The organism is Paraglaciecola sp. T6c (assembly GCF_000014225.1).
GTDB classification, from domain to species: Bacteria; Pseudomonadota; Gammaproteobacteria; order Enterobacterales; family Alteromonadaceae; genus Paraglaciecola; species Paraglaciecola atlantica_A.
Map to the genome: position 1 here is coordinate 1,138,928 of NC_008228.1, position 21,023 is coordinate 1,159,950.

Here is a 21,023-nt window from a genome sequence, read left to right on the forward strand (position 1 = left end):
AGCGTTTTCCTAGGAAATATTATTTTTGACGTTAATACGAAATTTATAGGAAATAAGAAATGTTCGTAAGTAAAAAGTTGTCTTTATCATTCTGTGCGGTGTCACTAGCACTTAGCTCGTCGGTTGTTCACGGTATCGAAATCACATCCACGGACGATGCCTCTGTTCTTTCAGATACATTGATCATTCCTAATAGCGGCGTCACTGTTACCAGTGCGGTATTAAGCGGTGGCATGAACGATGTTGATTTCAGTACCCAAGCAGGAACATACACTAATCACTCTGGTACTTACGGGTTGCCTAGTGCTGGCGGTGTGGTGTTTAGTACCGGTAATGTTAATGACTATGAAGATGGGCCAAATAATAACTCAGGCGGTGAAAGCAATGGCGAGCTCCCTGGCAACGACGATGGTCCTGGAGATGGTGAAGGCGGCGGGGATTGCGAAGGTGGTTGCGTAGAACTGCAAAGTTTTTCTCAATTTTCAGCTAGCTCAGGACCGTCTTTTTCAACTCAAAGTGAAGGGCAAACATCGACTGTAGAACCAAGCAGCACTGATTTAGGCCCAGAAAGTGGCACCAATACACAAGATCAAGATGTACCTGGTGCTCTCGATTTTGAACAGACTAATTCTGCCACTGATGAGCAAAATGCGCTTTTAACTCAGATAACAGGACAGGCTGAACATTTCGACCCCGTCGAACTGAGCATTACCTTTGATGTGGACGACAGTGTTTCAGTAATCTCATTTGTCGGTGCCTTTGGCTCTGAAGAGTTCCCTGACTGGGTTAATTCTGAATTTGTCGATGGCTTTGGCATGTTCCTTAATGGTGTAAATTTAGCCCGTGCTGAAGTGACAGATGGTTCAACCGATGGTGCGCCGGCGCTGATCAATATTAATCATCCTGATTTTGCCCCAGTCGAAGGAACAGAGTTAAACGGCATGCTAGCGCCTAATGGTATTCCGATTTTGCAGTTTGATATCCCTGTTGAACCAGGCAGTACAGGCAACACCTTTACTCTTCTATTGGCGGATGCGTCGGATGCGGCACTAGATACCACTATATTTCTAAGCAGCTTTGGTAACTTCGACTCAGAGGGAGGGGAATCTGAATTCACCCCTATTATGCCTGATGAAACTAGCGATGATGGAGACTTCGTATTCACATTACCTGAAGTCGATGCAGGGGAAACGATCTGGTTCGATCCTGATGTTGCCACTGGTTATACCTATACAGCAACAGACGGTGGCATGTTTGCTAGCGTAACCGCCCCGACCTTGCTGAGCGTGAATGACAGTGATGGGTATTTACTCAGTTATTTAGTCAATGGAGTTGAACAAGTGGTGGCGTTAACCAGTGGTCAAACGTTTGAATTTGACATGCCCGTGCCTGAATTCACGATCTCTAGTATTAACGTTGAACTCGCCTTAGATCCGACTGATCCGTTAGCGTTCGTTACCGGTGTGGCATTTAGTGAAGGCGGTCAGTTTGGTGTGGTGCAATCACCTATCACACAATTTGTTGATGACAGTGTCGCGGTTTCAGCACCGGGTACATTGGCAATCTTTGCCTTATCACTGATTGGTTTATGTGGTTTGCGTCGAAAGAGGTTTTAATCACTTTTTAAGAGATTAATACCAACTTCATTAAATAATTTGCCATTTAGTAAAAATTTATCGAAATTGGTATAAAGTCACCCAGTTCGATGTATTGAACTGGGTTTTTTGGTTTTATAGGGTAAGTAGTAAAGCATGAACAGTTTTAAAGCGATTGCACTGGCAATGTTACTAAGCACACACGTTGGCGTTGCTAGTGCAGCAGATGAAGACGGCAAATTTGCGGTTAAAGGTGCAGGAAAGCGCTTATGTAGTAACTTTTTATTAGCGTCAGCGCAAAAGAGCACTGATTATTATTTGTATGGCGGATGGCTTGAGGGTTATATCAGTGCCTATAACCGATTTCAGCCCCAGAACTATGATGCAACGCCGTGGCAAACAACAGAGCTACTGCTAGCGCTGTTGCAACAAGATTGTGAAAACGCTAAAGACACGCACTTTTTAACCGTTACCAATGGCTTGCTTAAAGCATTGTTTCCTATTCGTTTGTCTGCTGAATCTGCACTGGTCGTGATAGATGTGAATGACGCTAAAAGCTATTTTTACGTAGAAATTCTCAAACGCGCGAAACAAAGATTAATCAAAATGGACTATTTAAACGCGTTGGGAAGCGATGATTTCGATCAGGAGACATTAGATGCCTTTAAGCACTTTCAACGTGATCGTGGTTTGGCCCAAACCGGCGTGCCAGATCAGAATACTCTGATGAATTTGTTTTTGAAAAAGTCTGGTTAATCAGACGAGTTTTACTGGATTGAGCAAGCGCACTCTTATGTCGTCCTGCTCAATCATAGTAAACACCCTAGGGCGAATTTCATCCTTCCACCACTGGTTATAGGTTTTCTTATATAAGGCCTGACGAGCTTGTTCGTCGTCAAACTCTCTTAACCACACAAACCATTCATCACCGTTTTCATCTTTATAAATATAAGTTTGCAGGACGCGCATACCTTGAGATATTTGATAAGGCAGCAATTCTGCTTTTATACCAATCCGCATTAATAAGTGCCCCCTCAGAATGCGTCCAGCAGTTTTTGATTAAGGCGTCGCTATGAAGTAATGGTTGTTCCCTTTCGAATAGTGAGAACGCAGAGCAAAAGCTGCTGGGGCATTCCTTTCAGGCGAGTTTTAAAAGGGCTTACACTGCTTTGCATGACTTCGAAAGAGAACAACTATTCATTCAGTCATGCGCCTTGTTTAAGCCCTTTTAAACTCTCGCTGAGTGATCACTTATTAACGTGGAATGGTATTATCCATGCCAGCCAAGCTTGTTTCATATTCGGCTTTAATTTGTATTCACGTAACTCTACGATAGCCATTTCACTTAATTTGCTTTTTTAGTGGCTCACCAAAACGAAAAATCTGCCCTTCGCCGGGCTGCATTTTATGCCAATCTTCGTTTCCCGTGAGTGGCTCGGTGGCAATAACGGTCACAATGTCATTCGGTGTGGTTTCTTTAGCGAAGTCGATATCTACATCAATATCTGATAAGTGTGCCTTGCCAAAAGGAGCGCGACGGGTGATCCATTGCAATTTCGTCGAGCAAAATGCAAGTAAGTACTCACCATCAGTGATTAGCATATTAAATACGCCGAGCTTATTCAGTTTTTTGGCTTCACGCTGCAGAAAATTGAATGCGGATATGCGTTTACTTGGGCGCTTAGGGAAGCGATTATCTAATGCACTCATCAAATAGCAAAAAGCCCGCTCGCTATCGGTGGTGCCTACTGGGGTAAACCTGTCGATAGGTAAATCAGCGTAACCACTTAACTGCCCATTGTGGGCGTAGGTCCAGTTTCTGCCCCATAGCTCTCGGCTAAACGGATGCGTGTTTTCCATGCCGATACGGCCACGATTGGCCTGGCGCACGTGGGCAATAACGGCCGTGCTTTTAATCGGATAGTCAGAAACTAAGCGTGCTATTTCAGATTCGTAACTAGGCAGGCGATCCTTAAAAATACACACCCCTTTTTGTTCGTAGAATGCCACGCCCCAACCGTCTCTGTGGGGGCCGACGCGGCCGCCCCTTTCCCGAAGACCCTTGAAACTAAAGCAAATGTCAGTTGGAACATTCGCAGACATGCCTAATAACTCACACATATTTCATCCTGTGTATTGCTGATAAACAGATTATAACCCGATTGACGGGCAAACAGGACCTACTGAATAAAGCGTCACGTGCAGAAATAACAAACGATGTGGCGGTTCCCTTCTAAAAATTGCGCTTATAGGAAGTGAGACTTAACAAACAGGAGTGTGATATGTGCTCAAGAGCGTTTCACCAACCAATAGCGTTTGGCACTAAAGCCTTGTTTTTTTCGGCTTGGCTGATTAGTTGGCCAGCGATAGCGATTCAGGCCAGCCCTGAGAATATTTTACGTGATGCCTCACTGAATAAATCAGACCCTAATTCTGATACAACGGCATTACTTTACTCATCTGCAAATGCAATGGACAACCAATTAACGTCAATTTCATTACCTGCCAAAGCGCGCCCCAGACAAGCCATAAGCAGTAAACAGTCTGCTAAGCGACTATTGAGCGATAAACAACATGAAGTGATGCGCTTGGCGCTGATGGATGTGCCCAAAATAGCTTTCGTTAGTTGTCTTTTTCTAAGCTTCGCATGTCTGTTTCGTCGGCTAGCTCGACGTACTGCGCGTCAACTACAGTGCTCTGTTGGTCAGAGGTTTCGCGCTGTAAAAAGCGCAAAACTAAGTGGCTAGATAACACCGTTTACAGTGCACTTAATAAATTAATTTATCGAAAATGAAAATAAATTGGCGGATTTGTAGTGGGAATTTCGCTGATAAGAAAAGCGACAAGATAAAGAGAGCAGAAGCCCTGCTTTTATCTTGATGAGAATGGAAGATGTGACGTCTTGGGATCCGCTATTAATGACTGGTTAAGCCATTGTAGCTGGGTCGCAAAGTTCTTCAATTGGCAGCTAGCTTGGGCAGTGAACAGTTTGTCGCGTGTTTCCCAGCTAAAACAAGGACAGCAATCATGACCATGAAAATAGCCAGAAAAACCTATAAAGAACGTTATTTTACCTTCGTTATCCATAACCCAAAATGGATCCTACTGATCGCCACGCTGCTGATTGTCGCCATGGGAGTTGGGCTTAAACATGTTCACAAAGACCCCTCTGTGGATGCGTTTGTTCCTAACGATCATCCTGCTGCGCTTGCCAGAGATAGAGCAAGTGAACTGTTTGGCATTGAAGATCCCATCGTACTGGGCATTGTGGCTAACGATAACCAATCTGCCTTTAGCGCCGATATTATTCAAGCGTTAGGCTTGATCCAACAGGACGTACGCGGGCTAGATAATGTTAAAAAAAATGCTCTGATCAGTATTTTGACCGAGAATGCTATCTATGGGGATGAGGGGGATTTGCTCGTAGAGCCAATTCTACCGACGGGGGAGGTGACACATAACAAAGCGGTGATAGCGTTAGAGAGGTTGCGCAGCATGCCTATGATGGACGGCCTGCTTGCATCCAAAAACGGTGACACACTGACCTTAATCATACCGGTTCAAGACGCCAACCACGCGACGCAAACCTACCAACAGGTGCTGGCAATTGGCCAAACGCACCGGCCTGAGAATGCAGAGGTGCACGTGACCGGTGTGGCATCAATGAATGGGCGTTTGGCGCAGATGGTCAATCAAGATACGCGCATATTCATTCCTATGGCGATTATCACTGCACTGTTGGTGATCTTTATTGCTTTGCGTGAATGGCGTGGATTACCCGGCCCATTATTGGTTATTGCTGGCTCGGCGGCGATGACAGTAGGCTTGATGGGGTGGTTGGATGCCAGATATTACTTAATCACCACGGCGTTGCCTGTGATCATTATGGCGATATCAATAGCTGATAGTTTGCATGTATCTACTATCTTTATGGAAAAATGCCGTGTTGAGCCAAGTAAAAGCAAGGCCGACTTGCTATTGGCCACGCTCAATCAAACTTTCTTGCCCGTTACTCTGACGACGGTAACGACCGTTGCCGGGTTTGTGGGTCTGGCAATAGGCTCGTCAATGCAGCCCATTGCCGAATTTGGCTGGTTTGCAGCATCCGGGGTGATCGCCGCGTGGATCTTGAGTTTAAGCGCCTTGCCTGCGGTTATGTTATTGATTGGGCTGGGCAGCAAAAAACAGCCACAATATGTACAAGACAGCCTAGTGGATGCGTTGGTTTATCGCCTAACGCAAAACGCGTTTAATCACCCTTGGACAACCTCTTCCAGCTTAATACTGGTACTTTGCGTCTTTATTTATTTTGCTACTCAAGCGCGATTCGATTATGAGCGCCAACGTTATTTTCAAGCGGATGAAGAGGTCCGTTTGGCTGACGTGACCTTAAATACCCATTTGCAAGGGCTCAATTTTTTAGATGTGGTGGTGTCAGGTAAACAAGCTGGCGATTTAATGACACCAGATGCGATGCATGCCATAGCCATATTGCAGCAACGTATTAATAAGCTACCACTCGTGGTTAAAAGCACCTCCATCAGCGATTACATGGGGTTAATGCATCGGGCATTGACTAACGCATCTGTTGGTGAGTTACCTAGCGCTGAGCATGCGCCGGCACAGTACATGTTTTTATATGAGGCGGCAGGAGACCCAGGTGATTTCAAAGAGGAAATTGACTTTACCTATCAGCATACCCTTATTCGCGCACAACTAACGACAGATCGATTTAGTCAGGTGAGTCCTGTGGTGTCTGAATTTGAGAGAATTGCTGAAATTTGGTCTCAGGAATATGATCTAGAGGCCAACGTGAGCGGACGAGTGGCGGTTAATTCAGGGTGGATGAAGCTACTCGGAGCTTCTCATTTTGCCGGACTCGGTTTGGCTATTGCCTTTGTTTTTTGTGCTTCGCTTCTCGCCTTTCGCTCATTTTGGGCCGCATTATTGAGCCTGGTTCCGATACTTACAGGGGTCCTGTTTACCTATGCAATGATGGGGCTTTTAAAGATAGATATAGCCCCTGCTACCTCCATGACGGCGGCCATTTCAACTGGCTTGGGGGTCGACTTTGCCATTCATCTTATCTCTGGTGTTCGCCAGTCACTACAAAAAGGCTCGAGCCCTCGTGCCGCTTTTAGCGGACATTATGTGGTCATTGCCAGAGCGTGCGTATTTTCAGCTGTGGCCTTGGCGTTTGCGTTGGGGGTTATCTGCTTAAGTTCAGCACCGCCATTGCAGTGGTTTGGTGCACTCGTGGCGTCTGCGTCTATTGGTAGCTTAGCAGGGGCAATTATTGTTATTCCGGCGTGTTACGCCCTGTGTGCACCCACGCCATTTGTTATCGATGTAAGAGGGAGTGTGTAATGAAACTCTTTAACGCAAAAAAATTGCCAACCGTGAGCCAAAAAGAAGACCGTATGAGCCGTATTTTCATGTGTTTTTGGGGATGCTGTTTACTCGCTATGCATGCGGTTTCAGCACAGGCCAATACCCAGTTGAGCGCCTTAGAATTAGCGAATAATGTGGTAGCCAGAGCGGCGAATGACGGTCGCGCGGGGAATATGCACTTTACCTTGCATAATGATGCTGGGGGGGTACGAAAACGCTCAGCGTTATTTGTTCATTCTGTTGATCAAGGCGATACCAAAATGGGAATATATTTTACCGCACCAGCGGCGCTGCAAAACACCGGTTTTTTAAGTTATGACAAGGTATCGGGCAGTGATGAAAATTGGCTGTATTTACCAGCGACAGATCGCGTGCGTAAGTTACCCGCGTCAAGCAAAGGTAACTATTTTATGGGAACGGACCTGACCTACGGAGATATTAAAGATAACTTCAAATTTACCCTAACAGATTGGGACTTCACTGTAGGCGAGAAGCAAGTGATTGAGCAAAAGGAATATTACGTCTTAAAAGGGACAACGAAAACGACCGCCAAAAAAGTAGAACTCGGGTACAGCAGTTTTATAGCGCTGATCGACCCTGAGACTTATTTCCCTTTGAAAATTGATTACACAGATACCGACGGATTGCCCCTAAAAACCATATCGGTAAAACGATTAGAGCGCATAGCCGATGCGTGGGTGGCAACCAACTTCACTGTGATGAATGCGCAACTCGCGCATAGAACGGACGTTGTGCTAAGTGATGTGAAACACATTCCAGACTTACCTGAAAGTATTTTGAGCGCTGATGAGCTCAGTTACGGCGTGCCCAATATCGCAGGGTTGTAGATGGTTGGGTATGGTGGCAGCGAAACGCCGTTAAAGAATGAAGGGAATAACATGAACAGTCATTCGTTTGTTTATAAGCGTCAGATCCCGCGAAAAGGATTGAATAATGCAGCCGTGTGCTCATTGCTCGCAGTTGCTGGGGTGTTTGCTCTTCAAGTCAAAGCAGAAGTGACGTTGCAGTCAAGCCAAGTTTCTTTGGAATATCGCGGGGCGATTAATTTAAGAGACAGTGAGTTGGATCTGTCTAGAGTGAGTTTATGGTCCAAGCATAAGTTGAGATTGAGCCCGCAATGGAGCGCTCAGATAGACACCCTGTCTCAAGTCGCTTTTGAAGAAACTGGTCTGGGAAGCACAGACAATTACACCTCGTTTAATCGCCCCATTGTCGATAATTCAGAGACGCGTGTGGAGCTAACTCGGGCATTTTTAATGTGGCGTAAACGTGCCACCAGTTTCGTTATCGGCAAGCAAGTTACGCCTTGGGGCGTACTGGATGGCGTGCAAGTGACGGATCGATTCGATCCTGTGCGCCGCCGTGACTTTGTTTTCACTGATACTCGCCCAGAACGGATCGCACGGTGGGGTGTACGTTGGCGTAGTAAATTTGATGGCTGGCGAGTAGATACCTCTTTTGCATTCGATGGAACGAGCACGCAACAGGCAAAAGTTGGTGATACCTTTTTTTTAACCTCGACCCGCTTTACTGGTGGATTATCAATTACTGATTTAGGTCTTTTGGGTCAAGAAAGCCATAGCCGTTTAGAGCAAGTCTTGATGATAAACACATCAAAACGAGAACATATAATCGCTCATAGTACCCTAGGAGTAAAAGTCGGCCATGCACTGGGCGAAGGTGATATGTCGTTTATGTTATATCGAGGCCCTGATACCGACCCTGTCCTTAGGCTCGCCACGGCAATTACTGCAAATGCACCGATAAACGTCAGCTTCGATTACTTGCGCCGCACTGTGATAGGCGCCACTTATGATGTTACTCAAGATACGCTAGTGTGGCGAATGGAGCTGGCTTACATTCCCGACCAGCCGTTAAATGTGCTTGCTGAAGTGCCATTAGCGCAAGCTCGCAGCAAGCGGCTGCTAATAGGGGGGGGACTTGACTGGAGCGCTCCTAACAACTGGTTTGTAAATGCCCAGTTAGTCGTGGACTATCTGGACAAAAAGCAATTTGAATTGGTGCGTCCAAGTACGGATACCTTGCTCACATTGCGCGCCCAGCGCAGTTTTTTTAACGCTAGGCTGCTATTTAAAATGGAACTTATGGGAAGTGTTAACCAAGGTGATGGCGCACTAAGACCGAGTATTTCTTATGATTACAGTGACAACTTGAAACTACAAACCGGAATTGATTGGGCGTTTGGAGATCCCAATGGTCAGTTCGGGCAATTCAAAGACGCTTCACGGTGGTGGGCATCGGTTAAGTATACCTTTTAAATGCGGATAGTTAGGGAGAGCGCGGGTCTAGTGCGATAAGCTGAGCACGTATGTTTGAAGCTTGTTTTGTGCTTCCTGAGTCTTCGTATTCGTTAAGTAAGGAGGCCAACACCCATGGTAGGTCAGTCGCTACCATGGACGGATGGGCTTGATTCAATCTCAATGCACCGCGCAAGTGTTCGATGCTGTCGGCACTTTGCTCTAGCTTTATATACGCCTTGGCCAACCCTAAGTGGGCATTATACGCTTCGACGTATTTGACCTGCTGGTGATCAATTTCAAATTGTTTATTTTGCATTTGCTCCTTTTCGATACTGCGCTGGCGACTGTTCAAAATTTGTTGATAATGCGTGATAGCTTTTTGGTATTGCTGCTCAGCGACGAGCGCATCGGCCAATATCTGGGTGCCAAACAGTACCTTCAAGTTATCTTCTGCCCATACTGCTTTGGCTTTAACTAAGGTTTGCTGAGCTAAGGGTAATGCTAAAGCGGCGCGATCTGTTTTTATATATAGCTGTGCTAAGGCAAAGCGCGTCGAATAGTTGAGGGCGTGATGGCTACCGGTACGGTGCGTTAAAGCCAGTAGAATATTATTGAACAGAGCCTCCGCTTGAGCGAATTCGCCTAACCCGAGCTGAATACGGCCCATACTCAGCTTGGCGTCTAGGGTGTCTTGGTGTTGCTCACCTAGTACATGTAGCGCGCGCTCTAAGCGTTTTTTTGTAGGTATGAACCCTGCTTCAAACTGCCCCAAGCGCTCCAGTACATACCCAACACCAGCCAAATTATACAAAGCCAATCCATGGTTCTCGTTCCATTCTTTTAAGCATGCTTCTAACCCTTGGGTAAAATATTCTTCGGCTTTTTGATAGTCACCCAACGCATAATAGTCAGCCCCAAGACTGGTGATGGCAAGTATGGTGACAATATTGGACGGGCCTAAAGCGCGTAAGCTTTTATCGTAGATTTCATTGTGCAGCTTAATTGCCAGAAATGAATTGCCTGTATCATTGTAAAGGCCGGCAAGATTAGACATGACGCCCAATGTTTTTTCATCATTTTCACCAAAAATACGCTTGGCGACATCTATTGATTCTTCCAAAATTGGCCGCTGCAAATCAAATTTATCAGCGCGATTATAAGAATTAGCTAAGGCCCTGAGCACTCGATAGAATCCTGCGTCATCCCCTTGATGCTTTCTGTGCAGTGCTAAGGCTTTTTCTAAGTGCTCAATTGCTGGTTGAATAACGCCCAATCGATAATATATATCGCCAATGGTGCGCCGTACCGCAGCCTGTATCATAGGTTGTGCTAAAAGTGTGTGGTCGTCACTCTCATTAAGTTCCTCACTGGCTTTATCTAATATTTCCCTTACTGTGATAACTTCACCTTGGGCTTTATCAGGCTGAATAGAAAAAAACATGTTGTGCAAAAAGTCAGTGATAGCAACTGCTTTACCGCGCTCTTGCTCAGCGGTGTCACGCTCTTGAGCAATGCGTTGAGACTGGATGAAAATAGCGCTGCTTGTTGTGGTCATCGTAATCAAGAATAAAGCAGCCAGTGCGCTAGAAAGTCGATTGCGCCGCAGAAATTTTCTACTACGAACAAGCCAAGTGTTACGGTGCGCCATGACGGGAAAATGGTTCAGGTAACAATCAAGGTCGTTAGAAAACTGAGTAACGTTTTTATAGCGCAAGGATGCTCTGTTGTGCAGCGCTTTTAAAGTGATAGCGTCTAAATCACCAGCGACGTCCTTTGCCTTTATCATGGTGTGCTGAGTATTGCGGGCACTTCCCAGAGGAGATTTATCATGCAGCAGCAATTTGCTTGGGGGTTCTGGCGTAAATTTTAGAATGGCGTCATGTAAACTGCCGGGTGCGTTCTCGTAGGGGAGCTGTTGGGTCAGTAGCTTGTATAGGAGCACACCCAGAGAATAAATGTCTGTGCTGGTGGACAGGGGATCGCCGCAAATTTGCTCTGGGCTTGAATAATGAAGGCTAAGCATGCGATCAGCATTGGCATCAACTGGATGTTGTTCGCTGGGCTGTTGTGGGTCGAGTAATCTAGAAATACCGAAATCGAGTAATTTAGGCTCCCCCTGTGAGGTAATGAGTATGTTTGATGGCTTTAAGTCACAATGCACCACCAAGTGCTGATGAGCATACTGCACTGCGTCGCAGACTTTTTGAAACAGTCTAAGGCGTTGATTAAGGCTCAGGTTATTTTCTTGGCAGTACTGGTCGATAGGTGTGCCTTCTATGAATTCCATTACTAGATAGGGCTGATTTGTAAGCGTGGTTCCGCCATCTAGCAAGCGCGCAATGTTTGGGTGTTCTAAGTTGGCTAAGATTTGTCGCTCGGTTTTAAAGCGTAATGCACGGTCAGCATTGGCAAGTGCATTTCGATTAATTTTTATTGCCACACGTTGGGTGTAGTGTTCATCAGCTCTTTCGGCCAGGTAGATATCGCCCATTCCTCCTTGTCCAATCATTTCAACTAAGCGATAACGGTCTACCAGATCACCGATCTTCTGTGGTGTCTGGTTAACAACGCAATGGGCTGCGTAATCTACGATGGCGTCAATTTCAGTGCTTTTCTCATGATGGTCTAATAAGGATATGATCTCTTGATAGAGGGATGAGTCATTTTTGCATTGCTGCTGAACGTACGCGCTGCGTTGCTCTGCGGGCAGAGAAATTGCGTGATGAAAGATGTCTTGTACTGTTTGCCATTCATTGTGTTTCATTTGCCTTAATCCTTTACGCAAAATGTATTAACGGCAGGGTTTATACATATCGAGCGGTTAAAAAATAGTCTATTCCTGTGCTAGAATTATGCAACTCTATTCCATTATTCAATGTGTAAAGATATGAACAACGATCGCGATATCACGCAGCTACTTCGAGACTGGCAATCAGGAAGCGAACAGGCATTTACAGATTTAAGTCAGTTGGTTTACTCTGAATTGCACCGCAGAGCACAAAAGCACATGTCTTACGAGCGCGCTGGGCATACATTGCAAGCTACAGCGTTAGTGAATGAAGTCTTTATCGATTTACTACAGGCCCAATTAGACTTCGCCGATCGCGCCCATTTCTATCGACTAGCCAGTAATATGATGCGCCGTATTTTGGTTGATCACGCTCGGGCACACAGTAGTCAAAAACGTGGGGCAGGGGTGAGGCGTGTCACTCTCGTTGATTATAAATATGCAGAGCAACCCGTTAGCCATGATGTTGTTGAATTAGACGCGGCGTTATCGGCTTTAGCAAAATTTGATAAACGAAAAGCTGAAATCTTAGAGTTGCAGTTTTTCGCTGGCTCAACAGTGAGTGACATCGCACAATTTTATGCGGTGTCGCCGAGGACTATAGAGCGCGATGGGCAGTTTGGTAAGGCTTGGTTACATCGAGAGCTCAGCATCGCAGGGTAAACGCTACGCATTAAAAATCCGCTCAAGGCGGATTTTTTATTTGGCTTTCGGGGCGTTATCGCTCGGCCTCCTAGCGGCCAAACGATTAGTGTGCGTTTACACTGGCGATGACGTTTCGCTCTTCACTGTACTTACCGTTGGTTAGAAAGTTATTCATTTTTTCTGCTTTCTCGCCGTATTGCTCGACAAATGCCACCATGTTTTGACCATTACAGGTCATTTTTTCAGTCACATAACGTTTGGTGACCTTGCTGGATTTCATGGCCTTATTCATTTTGATAACGCTACCTGTCGTCGCTGCAATACATAACTTAGTGCCAGCTTCGTTATCAGTAGGGACCAATTCTTGGTTTGCATGTGCAGCACCTAAAACAGCAAAAGAAAGTAGAGAAGCGGCAATCGTTTTAGTCAATGTTTTCATGGTGTATTTCCTTTAGTTAATCAGTGTTTTAATCAGTATTCTAATAAGTGTTTGCAATGTGTCGTCTTGTTAATTTAGTGATTGCAACCCGAGTGCCAATTTTAAAATACAATAAAAACAATGGGTTAGGGTTCCCCTTGATTTTTTGGTTGTGAAATATAAACGTTTGTTTTGTTAAATGACTAAAAAATGGTTTTTTTGACCATTACAGTTGCTGAGTCAGAGTACGCTTTTGTAGTAAGCGTGAAAAAAGGTTGATTTAGGTCAGTAAAACGCTGGCCAACTGCGCTTACACTTTTAATCTGGATGCGGTTTTGCTATATTTCCGGCGCTTTTTTAAGCATCCCATTAACTGCTCTGGATTTACGGTCCAAATCGCAAGGAACTACAATGCAAAATCAAACATCTGCGCCGGTTGTCGTGTGCGCTTTATACAAATTCGTGACCCTCGAAAACTTTGAAGAAATGCGCCAACCCCTGTTAACGTTTATGCAAGATAACGGTATTAAAGGAACGTTGTTGTTAGCGGAAGAGGGGATCAATGGCACCGTTTCTGGTTCTCGCGAGGGTATCAATGCGTTATTGAATTACCTGAATGAAGACCCGCGCATTGCGCCTATTTCTCATAAAGAATCGTTGGACGAAACCCAGCCTTTTCATCGCACCAAAGTAAAGTTAAAGAAAGAAATCGTCACCATGGGCGTGGAAGGCATAGACCCTCTTCGTACTGTGGGTACCTATGTGAAGCCGAAAGATTGGAACGCGTTAATCTCAGATCCTGATGTCACCGTTATCGATACTCGCAACGATTATGAAATCGAAATCGGTACCTTCAAAAATGCCATTAATCCTAATACCGAGTCTTTTCGTGAGTTTCCGCAATACGTTAAAGACAATTTAGAGCCGTCTAAGAATAAGAAGGTCGCTATGTTCTGCACGGGTGGTATTCGTTGTGAAAAATCAACCGCGTACTTGAAAGAGCAAGGTTTTGACGAGGTTTACCACTTAGAAGGCGGCATTCTTAAGTACTTGGAAGAAGTCCCGAAAGACGACACCTTATGGGAAGGGGATTGTTTTGTCTTCGATAACCGGGTTGCGGTCAATCATGACTTACAAAAAAGTGAATACGACCAGTGTTATGCCTGTCGTTTGCCCATTACCGAAGAAGATAAGGCAAGCCCACTTTTTGAAGCTGGAGCCAGTTGCCCTAAATGTCATGGTACGCATAGCGAAGAGCAACTTAAACGCTTTCGTGAGCGTGAGAAGCAGGTGAACCTTGCGCGCGAACGTAACGAAGCGCATGTGGGCGAAGACGCCACTAAGGCCATAAAATTACGCCGCCAGCAAAAAGCTGCACAAAGGCGAGCTCAACGCACCGCTGCTGGAAAAAGCAACGGTTAGGCACCTTGCTTCATGCGCTTTTACTTGTCGGCGTAGACATTGGGTTATATGAAAGGGTACACTCACCCTAACTTAATTAATGTGGTTTAAACATGGCAGATCAAGAGACATTAGCGCCAGAAAAGGTCGCTGAAATTCGTAAAGAATTTGATTATTTTGATACAGATAAAAATGGCGAAATAGGCCTAACTGAATTCATTGAATTGTTAACTATCATATCGCCAAAAACCAAGGCGAGTCATGTCGAAGAAGGTTTTGGTTTGATTGACAAGAACAATGATGGCTCAATCGACTTCGAAGAGTTTTTGGAGTGGTGGCAGCAATCTTGGTGGGAATACTAAACCCACTTTTTTGTCAGATTAACGAACAATCCAATTACCAAAAAGCCCAAGCATTGCTTGGGCTTTTGATTTTCTAACTGTCGATTTCTACAGTTGCTTAAACGTCAGACCAGCATTATCCACTAACCGCGTAATGAGCTTGTCACCCATGGCTGAGGCGGGTGTTAAAATGCCCCCTGGGGTATCACCGGCATCTTTAATAAGACAAAGTGCAGCTTCGGTAATCATGCGTGACGTAGAGCCGTAACCAGGGTCAAGGGTTGCGCCAACACTGACCGTTAGGTTTTGACCATCTTGATCATTACCCACAAACAAAACTTCATAAAAGCCATTTTCGCGCTCTTCTTTGCTTGGGCCTTCGCCGGGTTTAGGGCCGCCGTCTTTCATCATGCCTTTATCGCTCGCAACGGCTTTAGCAATGCTTTCGCCTTTCTCACCTGGACCTGTCATCAACATTTCGTCATAAACAAAATCGCTGCCGTATTGGTGGCTAAGCAACATGTTGCTGCGATGCACGTTACGGGTGTTGATTGCAGCCATGATAAAAGGAGTGACCCAGGTGTTGAGTGACTCTTCAAAATAAGGTTTATCTCCTGCTGGTTGTTCGGTACCTGCAAACCCTGGAGTCAAAGAAAAGGGATTTAGCAATAACTGGAATTGTTTAGGATCTTGCTTGGCAGCCGCTAGCGTTGCTTTCAAACTTGCTGCCGTACCACCAGAGAAAGTCCCCTGCATCTTCTTTACGCGACCTTTGACTCGGTTAAATGTATGGCCGAACTTTTCTTTGGCTAATTGCTGCAAGTGATACACGCCCAAATCGAACGGGATGGAATCAAAGCCACATGAGAAGACGATGCGTGCACCGCTTTCTTTGGCTGCAGCTTCGTTCGCATCAATCATGTGGCGCATCCATACTGGTTCACCGCACAAATCAACGTAATCAACACCCGATTGGGCACACATGGCGACTAGCTCAGAGCCATAAAGCTGATAAGGACCAACGGTGGTCAATATTAAGCGTGTGTTATCAAGCATCGCTTGCATAGAGGATGCATCTTCTGCGTCCGCCACTACCAAAGGGATATCTTTTGGTGCGCCTATTTCATCTCGTACTTGAGCGAGCTTATCAGCGCTACGACCCGCCATCGCCCATTTAAAGCTATTGTCATCTTTATATTGCTTAGCCAAGTATTCTGCTACAAGTCGGCCGGTGAAGCCTGAAGCGCCATAAACGACGATATCGAATTCTTTGTTTGTGCTCATTTTATTCATCTCTTTTCAGTGTAGATGGGCTAATAGTAAAACCAGATGCTGGTGGCTTCACTTTATTTGATTGATGCCTAACTATAGCGAAGACGAATTCACCTAAAAAGTGAGGACCATGGGTTGGCAAGGGTGTGAAGGGAGAGTGTACAAGAGCACAAGAGGGCTTTGAGAATAACTCGCTATCAACAAACACGCTGATAGCGAGTGGATACACTTGCTAATTTAGAACTTATAAGTTGCTTGCACGTACACGAAGCGACCTTGCGAGTTATGGGTGCCCACTACATGCCCCATATAATCGTGGTAGCTAAAGGGAGGCTCTTCATTGAACAGGTTAGTTGCCCCAAGGGTTAATATTGTATTGTCTATGCCGCTGAAATTAACGGTTGTGTCTACTGTGATCATAGAATCAATATCAGGCAATATTGTGCCGTCGGATTGCACTCGCACCGAGGCATCTTGTTCAAATTCGCCGATGTAGTTAACCGCAACATTCGCGCTCCAGTCGTCTTTTACCCAAGACCCTGCAGTTGTCCAGCGCACTTCGGGTTGTTCGAACTGTCCTTCTTGGGTATCAATGCGACCACCAGTGCGAATATCTTCATAGTTCAATACATAATTTAAAATGTAGTTAATCTTAAAGTCACCTAACGAAGTTTCAGTTTTATAGCCTAAATCAAGGTCAAGACCTGAGGTTTTGATGTTCCCTAAATTTTCGAACTGGTCGAAGATACGTACTACTTCCCCTGGGTCGCCTGGAATATTAGATGGCAATCGTTCCACCACCTCTGGATTACTCCCTTGGGTGGTAAACTTAAATTGGGTGTCTTTATTGATCACATTTTCAATGTCATAATTGTAATAATCTAACGAAAAATCAATGCTTTGGGTGATTTCATAAATAACACCAAAGTTATAGCTTTCTGACTCCTCAGGGCCAAGGTCGGGGTTGCCAGTTAACACCGCAGTGTACTCTTGTGGCTCACAGGCCTTATTAACATTGCCCACTGCATCACAACGAACATTATCGACTAAGTTAGGTGACTCATCCGTGCTGCCCAGCCCAATTTGATGTAAAGACGGCGCACGGAAGGCGGTGCCATAAGAGCCTCGGATAGACAATTCATCCATCGGTGTCCAGATAAAAGCCACTTTGGGATCAGTCGTTGTGCCAAAATCGCTATAATCTTCGTGGCGCACGGCTAACTGAACATTGAAGGTTTCTGTGACAGGGATCGCAAGTTCAGCGAATACAGCCGTGTTGTCCCGTTCGCCGTTGGCCTGGGTTGCTTCAGTGCCAAACACTTCGCCTCGTATGAACTGATCATCTGGATTATCACTGATCTCTTGCTCTCGATACTCAGCGCCAACTGCCAACATCAATTCGCCGGCTGACATATTCATGATCGGACCTGACACTTGAGCATCAAACGATTTACTGGTGGACTTACCATAGCGAGTCGTTTGAGTTTCAATGTAATCGAGTGCTTCTTGGGAATTGCTTGAAGGCTCAAAGGGGTTCCATAAACCACTGTCTATGGCTTCTTGGGTGCGTCGAGAGTTAGGAAAGCCATTAACACCTCTCTCAATTGAATCACTTTTAATATAACTGTAAGCGACTTCCCAATCCCAGTCACCGAACCCACCTTCAAGACCCATTACCGTGCGATAATAATCAGAATCCACTCGTTTTTCTCGGTTGCCTATTTCAACTGTGCGTCGGCGCATAGTTAAATCTTGTTGATAGAAAGGATGTGTAGGGTCGTCAGCAAAGGGGTGATTAATATTGTCCCCTGACATAAACAATTCATTGAAGCTTGGGCTACCAGCACCACGGATCGTGGTTTTTGAGTTTTGTCCGTTTAAGTCGATAAATGCGCGTACATCGTCATTGATCTCAAACTTACCCATGTACATAAAGCTAACGCGCTCTGATGCCGGTATCGACGAACTAAACGGTGCATAATCATAACGACATAAATCCCCCACTATTTGGTCAGCTGGACATACATCATTTCCAAAAGTGTCAGGTAAGCGCACTGTGGAATCCGAGGCAAGGGCAATGGTCCCAGGGTAGCCAGCTGAGCTTCTGAAATCAGTCGCGTAGGGATCATTTGGCCTAAGAGCGGACTGATTAGATGAGCTTGCGTAATCACGATCCGCATAGAGTATTTCTTCTCTATCGAAATAATCTAATACAAAGGTGTGGCTAGATTTGTCAGAGCTAGTACCAAACAGCAAACTTGCGTTTGATTCTGCACCTCCTCCATCAGCGGTATCACCATATTTTCCCGACAATTCTAAACCGTCGAAATCGTCTTTCATGATGATATTGATAACGCCAGCGATGGCGTCAGAGCCATAGGTAGCTGAGGCTCCGTCTTTTAAAATGTCTACTCGCTTGATGGCTGATAAGGGAATGTTATTGATATCCACGAAGGCGGTATCGATCGAGTTGGCAAAAGGCGATACAGAGACTCGTCGACCGTTAACCAATATCAGGGTTGAATCGGCTCCGAGTCCACGCAGAGAAACACTAGAGCCGCCATTACCTGTGCCGTCACTACTGTTGCCTTGGGTTGAAAACGTGCCTTGCCCAGCAATGGGTAACTTAGTAAACAAGCCAATTAAATCAGTGACCCCTGTGTTGGCAATTTCCTCAGCGGACAAGGACGTGACAGGAGAGGGGCCTTCTAAGTCGCCTCGGCGAATGTGCGAGCCTGTTACTTCTACTCTTTCAATGCTGGTATCGGAATTGCTTTGAGCATGAACCTGCAAACTGGATGCGACAGCAACGGCTACCACCGTGAGTTTTAAGTGATTAAATTTCATGTATGTTCCTGGATTAATTATATTTTTTTAGTGTTTTAAATAAGAAGTAAGAACACTTCTTTCTTGGCGGGTATGTGGCATTAATTACCCTAGTGACAATTCCTATCCTAAGCGACATGATATTGATTTTGCAACAATTTTAGGTAAAAAAAACCACCTCATACAAGGTGGGTGTGATTCATAATGGACGGCACTGGTGTTAATCAACTCGCTAAGGAGATTTGAAATGTTGCAGGTTCAGCAGGCGTTCTTACACGTCAGCTTATCAATAAACTATGGGTCTAAAAGGTTACTTATGGAGAAGAAATTCATGCCTGGGATAGCGCTTTATGTGGGCAATGTGTTGATGCAGGGGATTGGTGATATTTGGCTAAATTAAAGAGCATAAAAAAGCCGGGACAAATATTATTCGTCCCGGCTTCAAATTTAGTTTGCTGATATAGCTGCTAGAGCCGCTTAGCTAACCGCTACAATCTTACACGCATTGGTGCCGCCTACGGTTTCCATGGTATCGCCATAAGTCATGATAAAGAGATCGCCTGTTTCAAGCATGCCTTTTTCTTTCATGATAGCAACCACGTCTTTGGTTAACTCGCCCGGGCTACTGCCACGAGAGTCAAAGAATACCGGCTTAACGCCACGGTAAAGCGCCATAATATTTAACGTTGACTCATGACGTGACAAAGCGTAAATCGGCAATGAAGTCGTGATACGAGACATCAAACGCGGTGTGCTACCACTCTCTGTTAAAGCAACAATGGCTTTCACTGTGCTTAAATGGTTTGCGGCGTAAACGGCACTCAGTGCTAATGTTTCGCTCACAGAGCCAAAGCTTTCGTCCATGCGATGCTTAGAAATCTTAACACTTGGGTGGGTTTCTGCACCCACACAAACACGGGCCATTGCTGCCACTGTCTCTACTGGAAAATCCCCGGCAGCGGTTTCAGCCGATAACATCACGGCATCTGTACCATCTAATACTGCGTTAGCCACATCCATGACTTCAGCACGTGTAGGCATTGGGCTGGTGATCATTGATTCCATCATTTGAGTGGCTGTAATAACCACTTTGTTTAGCTGACGAGAACGGGCAATCAATTTCTTCTGCACACCCACTAGCTCAGCATCACCAATTTCTACACCTAAGTCGCCACGAGCAACCATGACCGCATCTGATGCTTCAATAATGTCGTCAATGGCTTCGTCAGTGGCAACCGCTTCAGCACGTTCCACTTTGGCGCAAATCATTGCGTGACAACCCGCTTTTTCCGCTAGCTGGCGTGCATAACGTAAATCATCGCCTGAGCGCGGGAAAGATACAGCTAAGTAATCAACGCCGATAATTGCGGCTGTCTTAATGTCTTCTTTGTCTTTCTCAGTTAACGCTTCCGCTGAAAGGCCGCCACCTAGGCGGTTGATCCCTTTGTTGTTCGACAACTTACCTGCAACCGTGACTTGCGTATGAACTTTATTACCTTGTACTTCCATTACTTTAAGCTGAATACGGCCGTCATCTAACAAAAGAATGTCGCCAGTGTTCACGTCTTTAGGCAGTGCCTTGTAATCAATACCAACAGCAGCTTGGTCGCCTTCATCACGACCCATATCAGCATCAAGAATGAACTTGTCACCTAAAGCAAGAATGATCGAACCTTCTTTAAATTTAGCCACACGGATTTTAGGACCTTGCAAATCACCCAAAATAGCGATGTATTTGCCAAGTTTCTTTGCTACCTGACGCACTTTATCCGCACGGTCAATGTGGTCTTGTGCCGTGCCATGAGAGAAGTTCATGCGAACAACGTTTGCTCCGGCTTGAACTATGCCCTCAATTTGTTCAACTGTGTCTGTTGCTGGGCCCAATGTAGCTAAAATTTTGGTTCGTCTTAACATAGGTAATTTGCTCTGGTTGTGGCGCATACTGTTTCAGGAATGCAGGTAATAAAGATTGTGTACGGGTATAACAATTTTGTGTCAGCAGATTAACGATAGACCAGATAATATACTCAGTCGCACATCATCGAATTTGACATTAAACTTACG

At 45.3% G+C, this 21,023-nt stretch carries 17 protein-coding genes; 10 read left to right on the forward strand and 7 right to left on the reverse strand.

The genetic code is table 11. The annotated features are described in order from the left end of the window. The first annotated feature begins 59 nt into the window (after positions 1-59). Both PATL_RS04860 and PATL_RS04865 read left to right on the forward strand, forming a co-directional pair. Positions 60-1,616, forward strand: a complete 1,557-nt coding sequence (locus PATL_RS04860; RefSeq protein WP_011573839.1) for a choice-of-anchor L domain-containing protein — start codon at positions 60-62, stop codon at positions 1,614-1,616. Positions 1,617-1,751: 135 nt separating this feature from the next. Next, positions 1,752-2,351, forward strand: coding sequence for a peptidoglycan-binding domain-containing protein (locus PATL_RS04865; RefSeq protein WP_011573840.1), 600 nt, complete (start codon positions 1,752-1,754; stop codon positions 2,349-2,351). On the opposite strand, the gene PATL_RS04870 is transcribed toward PATL_RS04865, so the two are convergent. Together PATL_RS04870 and PATL_RS04875 are read right to left on the reverse strand one after the other, a co-directional pair. Next, the gene (locus PATL_RS04870; protein WP_011573841.1) at positions 2,352-2,615 is read right to left on the reverse strand and encodes a hypothetical protein; all 264 of its coding nucleotides are present in this window, start codon (positions 2,613-2,615) and stop codon (positions 2,352-2,354) included. Between the two features lie 321 nt (positions 2,616-2,936). After that, on the reverse strand, positions 2,937-3,716 hold the full coding sequence (locus PATL_RS04875) for a class II glutamine amidotransferase (RefSeq protein WP_011573842.1): 780 nt from the start codon (positions 3,714-3,716) through the stop codon (positions 2,937-2,939). A gap of 161 nt (positions 3,717-3,877) precedes the next feature. On the opposite strand from PATL_RS04875, the gene PATL_RS04880 reads away from it, so the two are divergent. The 4 genes from PATL_RS04880 (at position 3,878) to PATL_RS04895 (ending at position 9,286) form a co-directional block, all read left to right on the forward strand. After that, the gene (locus tag PATL_RS04880) at positions 3,878-4,342 is read left to right on the forward strand and encodes a hypothetical protein (RefSeq protein WP_041713354.1); all 465 of its coding nucleotides are present in this window, start codon (positions 3,878-3,880) and stop codon (positions 4,340-4,342) included. A 280-nt stretch (positions 4,343-4,622) separates the two neighbouring features. After that, complete coding sequence (locus PATL_RS04885; RefSeq protein WP_011573844.1) at positions 4,623-6,962, forward strand: efflux RND transporter permease subunit; 2,340 nt, start codon at positions 4,623-4,625, stop codon at positions 6,960-6,962. Next, on the forward strand, positions 6,962-7,834 hold the full coding sequence (locus PATL_RS04890) for an outer membrane lipoprotein-sorting protein (protein ID WP_011573845.1): 873 nt from the start codon (positions 6,962-6,964) through the stop codon (positions 7,832-7,834). Before PATL_RS04885 ends, PATL_RS04890 begins: the two co-directional genes overlap by 1 nt. A gap of 51 nt (positions 7,835-7,885) precedes the next feature. Then, a complete protein-coding gene (locus PATL_RS04895; protein WP_041714247.1) occupies positions 7,886-9,286 on the forward strand; it encodes a DUF1302 family protein in 1,401 nt (466 codons plus the stop codon). Between the two features lie 10 nt (positions 9,287-9,296). On the opposite strand, the gene PATL_RS04900 is transcribed toward PATL_RS04895, so the two are convergent. Beyond that, on the reverse strand, positions 9,297-12,032 hold the full coding sequence (locus PATL_RS04900) for a serine/threonine-protein kinase (protein WP_011573847.1): 2,736 nt from the start codon (positions 12,030-12,032) through the stop codon (positions 9,297-9,299). 123 nt (positions 12,033-12,155) lie between these two features. On the opposite strand from PATL_RS04900, the gene PATL_RS04905 reads away from it, so the two are divergent. Then, positions 12,156-12,719, forward strand: a complete 564-nt coding sequence (locus tag PATL_RS04905) for an ECF-type sigma factor (RefSeq protein WP_041714248.1) — start codon at positions 12,156-12,158, stop codon at positions 12,717-12,719. An 85-nt stretch (positions 12,720-12,804) separates the two neighbouring features. On the opposite strand, the gene PATL_RS04910 is transcribed toward PATL_RS04905, so the two are convergent. Then, entirely contained in the window at positions 12,805-13,140 is a 336-nt protein-coding gene (locus PATL_RS04910) for a DUF3718 domain-containing protein (protein WP_011573849.1), read from the reverse strand. A 390-nt stretch (positions 13,141-13,530) separates the two neighbouring features. Between PATL_RS04910 and PATL_RS04915 the strand changes: the two genes are divergently transcribed. Continuing rightward, a complete protein-coding gene (locus PATL_RS04915; RefSeq protein WP_011573850.1) occupies positions 13,531-14,541 on the forward strand; it encodes a rhodanese-related sulfurtransferase in 1,011 nt (336 codons plus the stop codon). A 92-nt stretch (positions 14,542-14,633) separates the two neighbouring features. Further along, positions 14,634-14,882: an EF-hand domain-containing protein gene (locus PATL_RS04920; RefSeq protein WP_006990608.1), complete on the forward strand. Its 249-nt coding sequence runs from the start codon at positions 14,634-14,636 to the stop codon at positions 14,880-14,882. Positions 14,883-14,969: 87 nt separating this feature from the next. Here the strand turns inward: PATL_RS04920 and PATL_RS04925 are convergent, their stop codons facing one another. Together PATL_RS04925 and PATL_RS04930 are read right to left on the reverse strand one after the other, a co-directional pair. Then, positions 14,970-16,145 (reverse strand): saccharopine dehydrogenase family protein, encoded by a 1,176-nt coding sequence (locus PATL_RS04925; RefSeq protein ID WP_041713360.1) that lies wholly within the window; start codon positions 16,143-16,145, stop codon positions 14,970-14,972. Positions 16,146-16,370: 225 nt separating this feature from the next. Next, complete coding sequence (locus PATL_RS04930) at positions 16,371-18,980, reverse strand: TonB-dependent receptor plug domain-containing protein (protein WP_011573852.1); 2,610 nt, start codon at positions 18,978-18,980, stop codon at positions 16,371-16,373. 226 nt (positions 18,981-19,206) lie between these two features. Here PATL_RS04930 and PATL_RS22630 point away from each other — a divergent pair, with 226 nt between their 5' ends. Continuing rightward, the gene (locus PATL_RS22630; protein ID WP_157043394.1) at positions 19,207-19,359 is read left to right on the forward strand and encodes a hypothetical protein; all 153 of its coding nucleotides are present in this window, start codon (positions 19,207-19,209) and stop codon (positions 19,357-19,359) included. A 77-nt stretch (positions 19,360-19,436) separates the two neighbouring features. Here the strand turns inward: PATL_RS22630 and pyk are convergent, their stop codons facing one another. Beyond that, the gene (gene pyk, locus PATL_RS04935) at positions 19,437-20,873 is read right to left on the reverse strand and encodes a pyruvate kinase (RefSeq protein ID WP_041713364.1); all 1,437 of its coding nucleotides are present in this window, start codon (positions 20,871-20,873) and stop codon (positions 19,437-19,439) included. Positions 20,874-21,023: the final 150 nt, after the last annotated feature.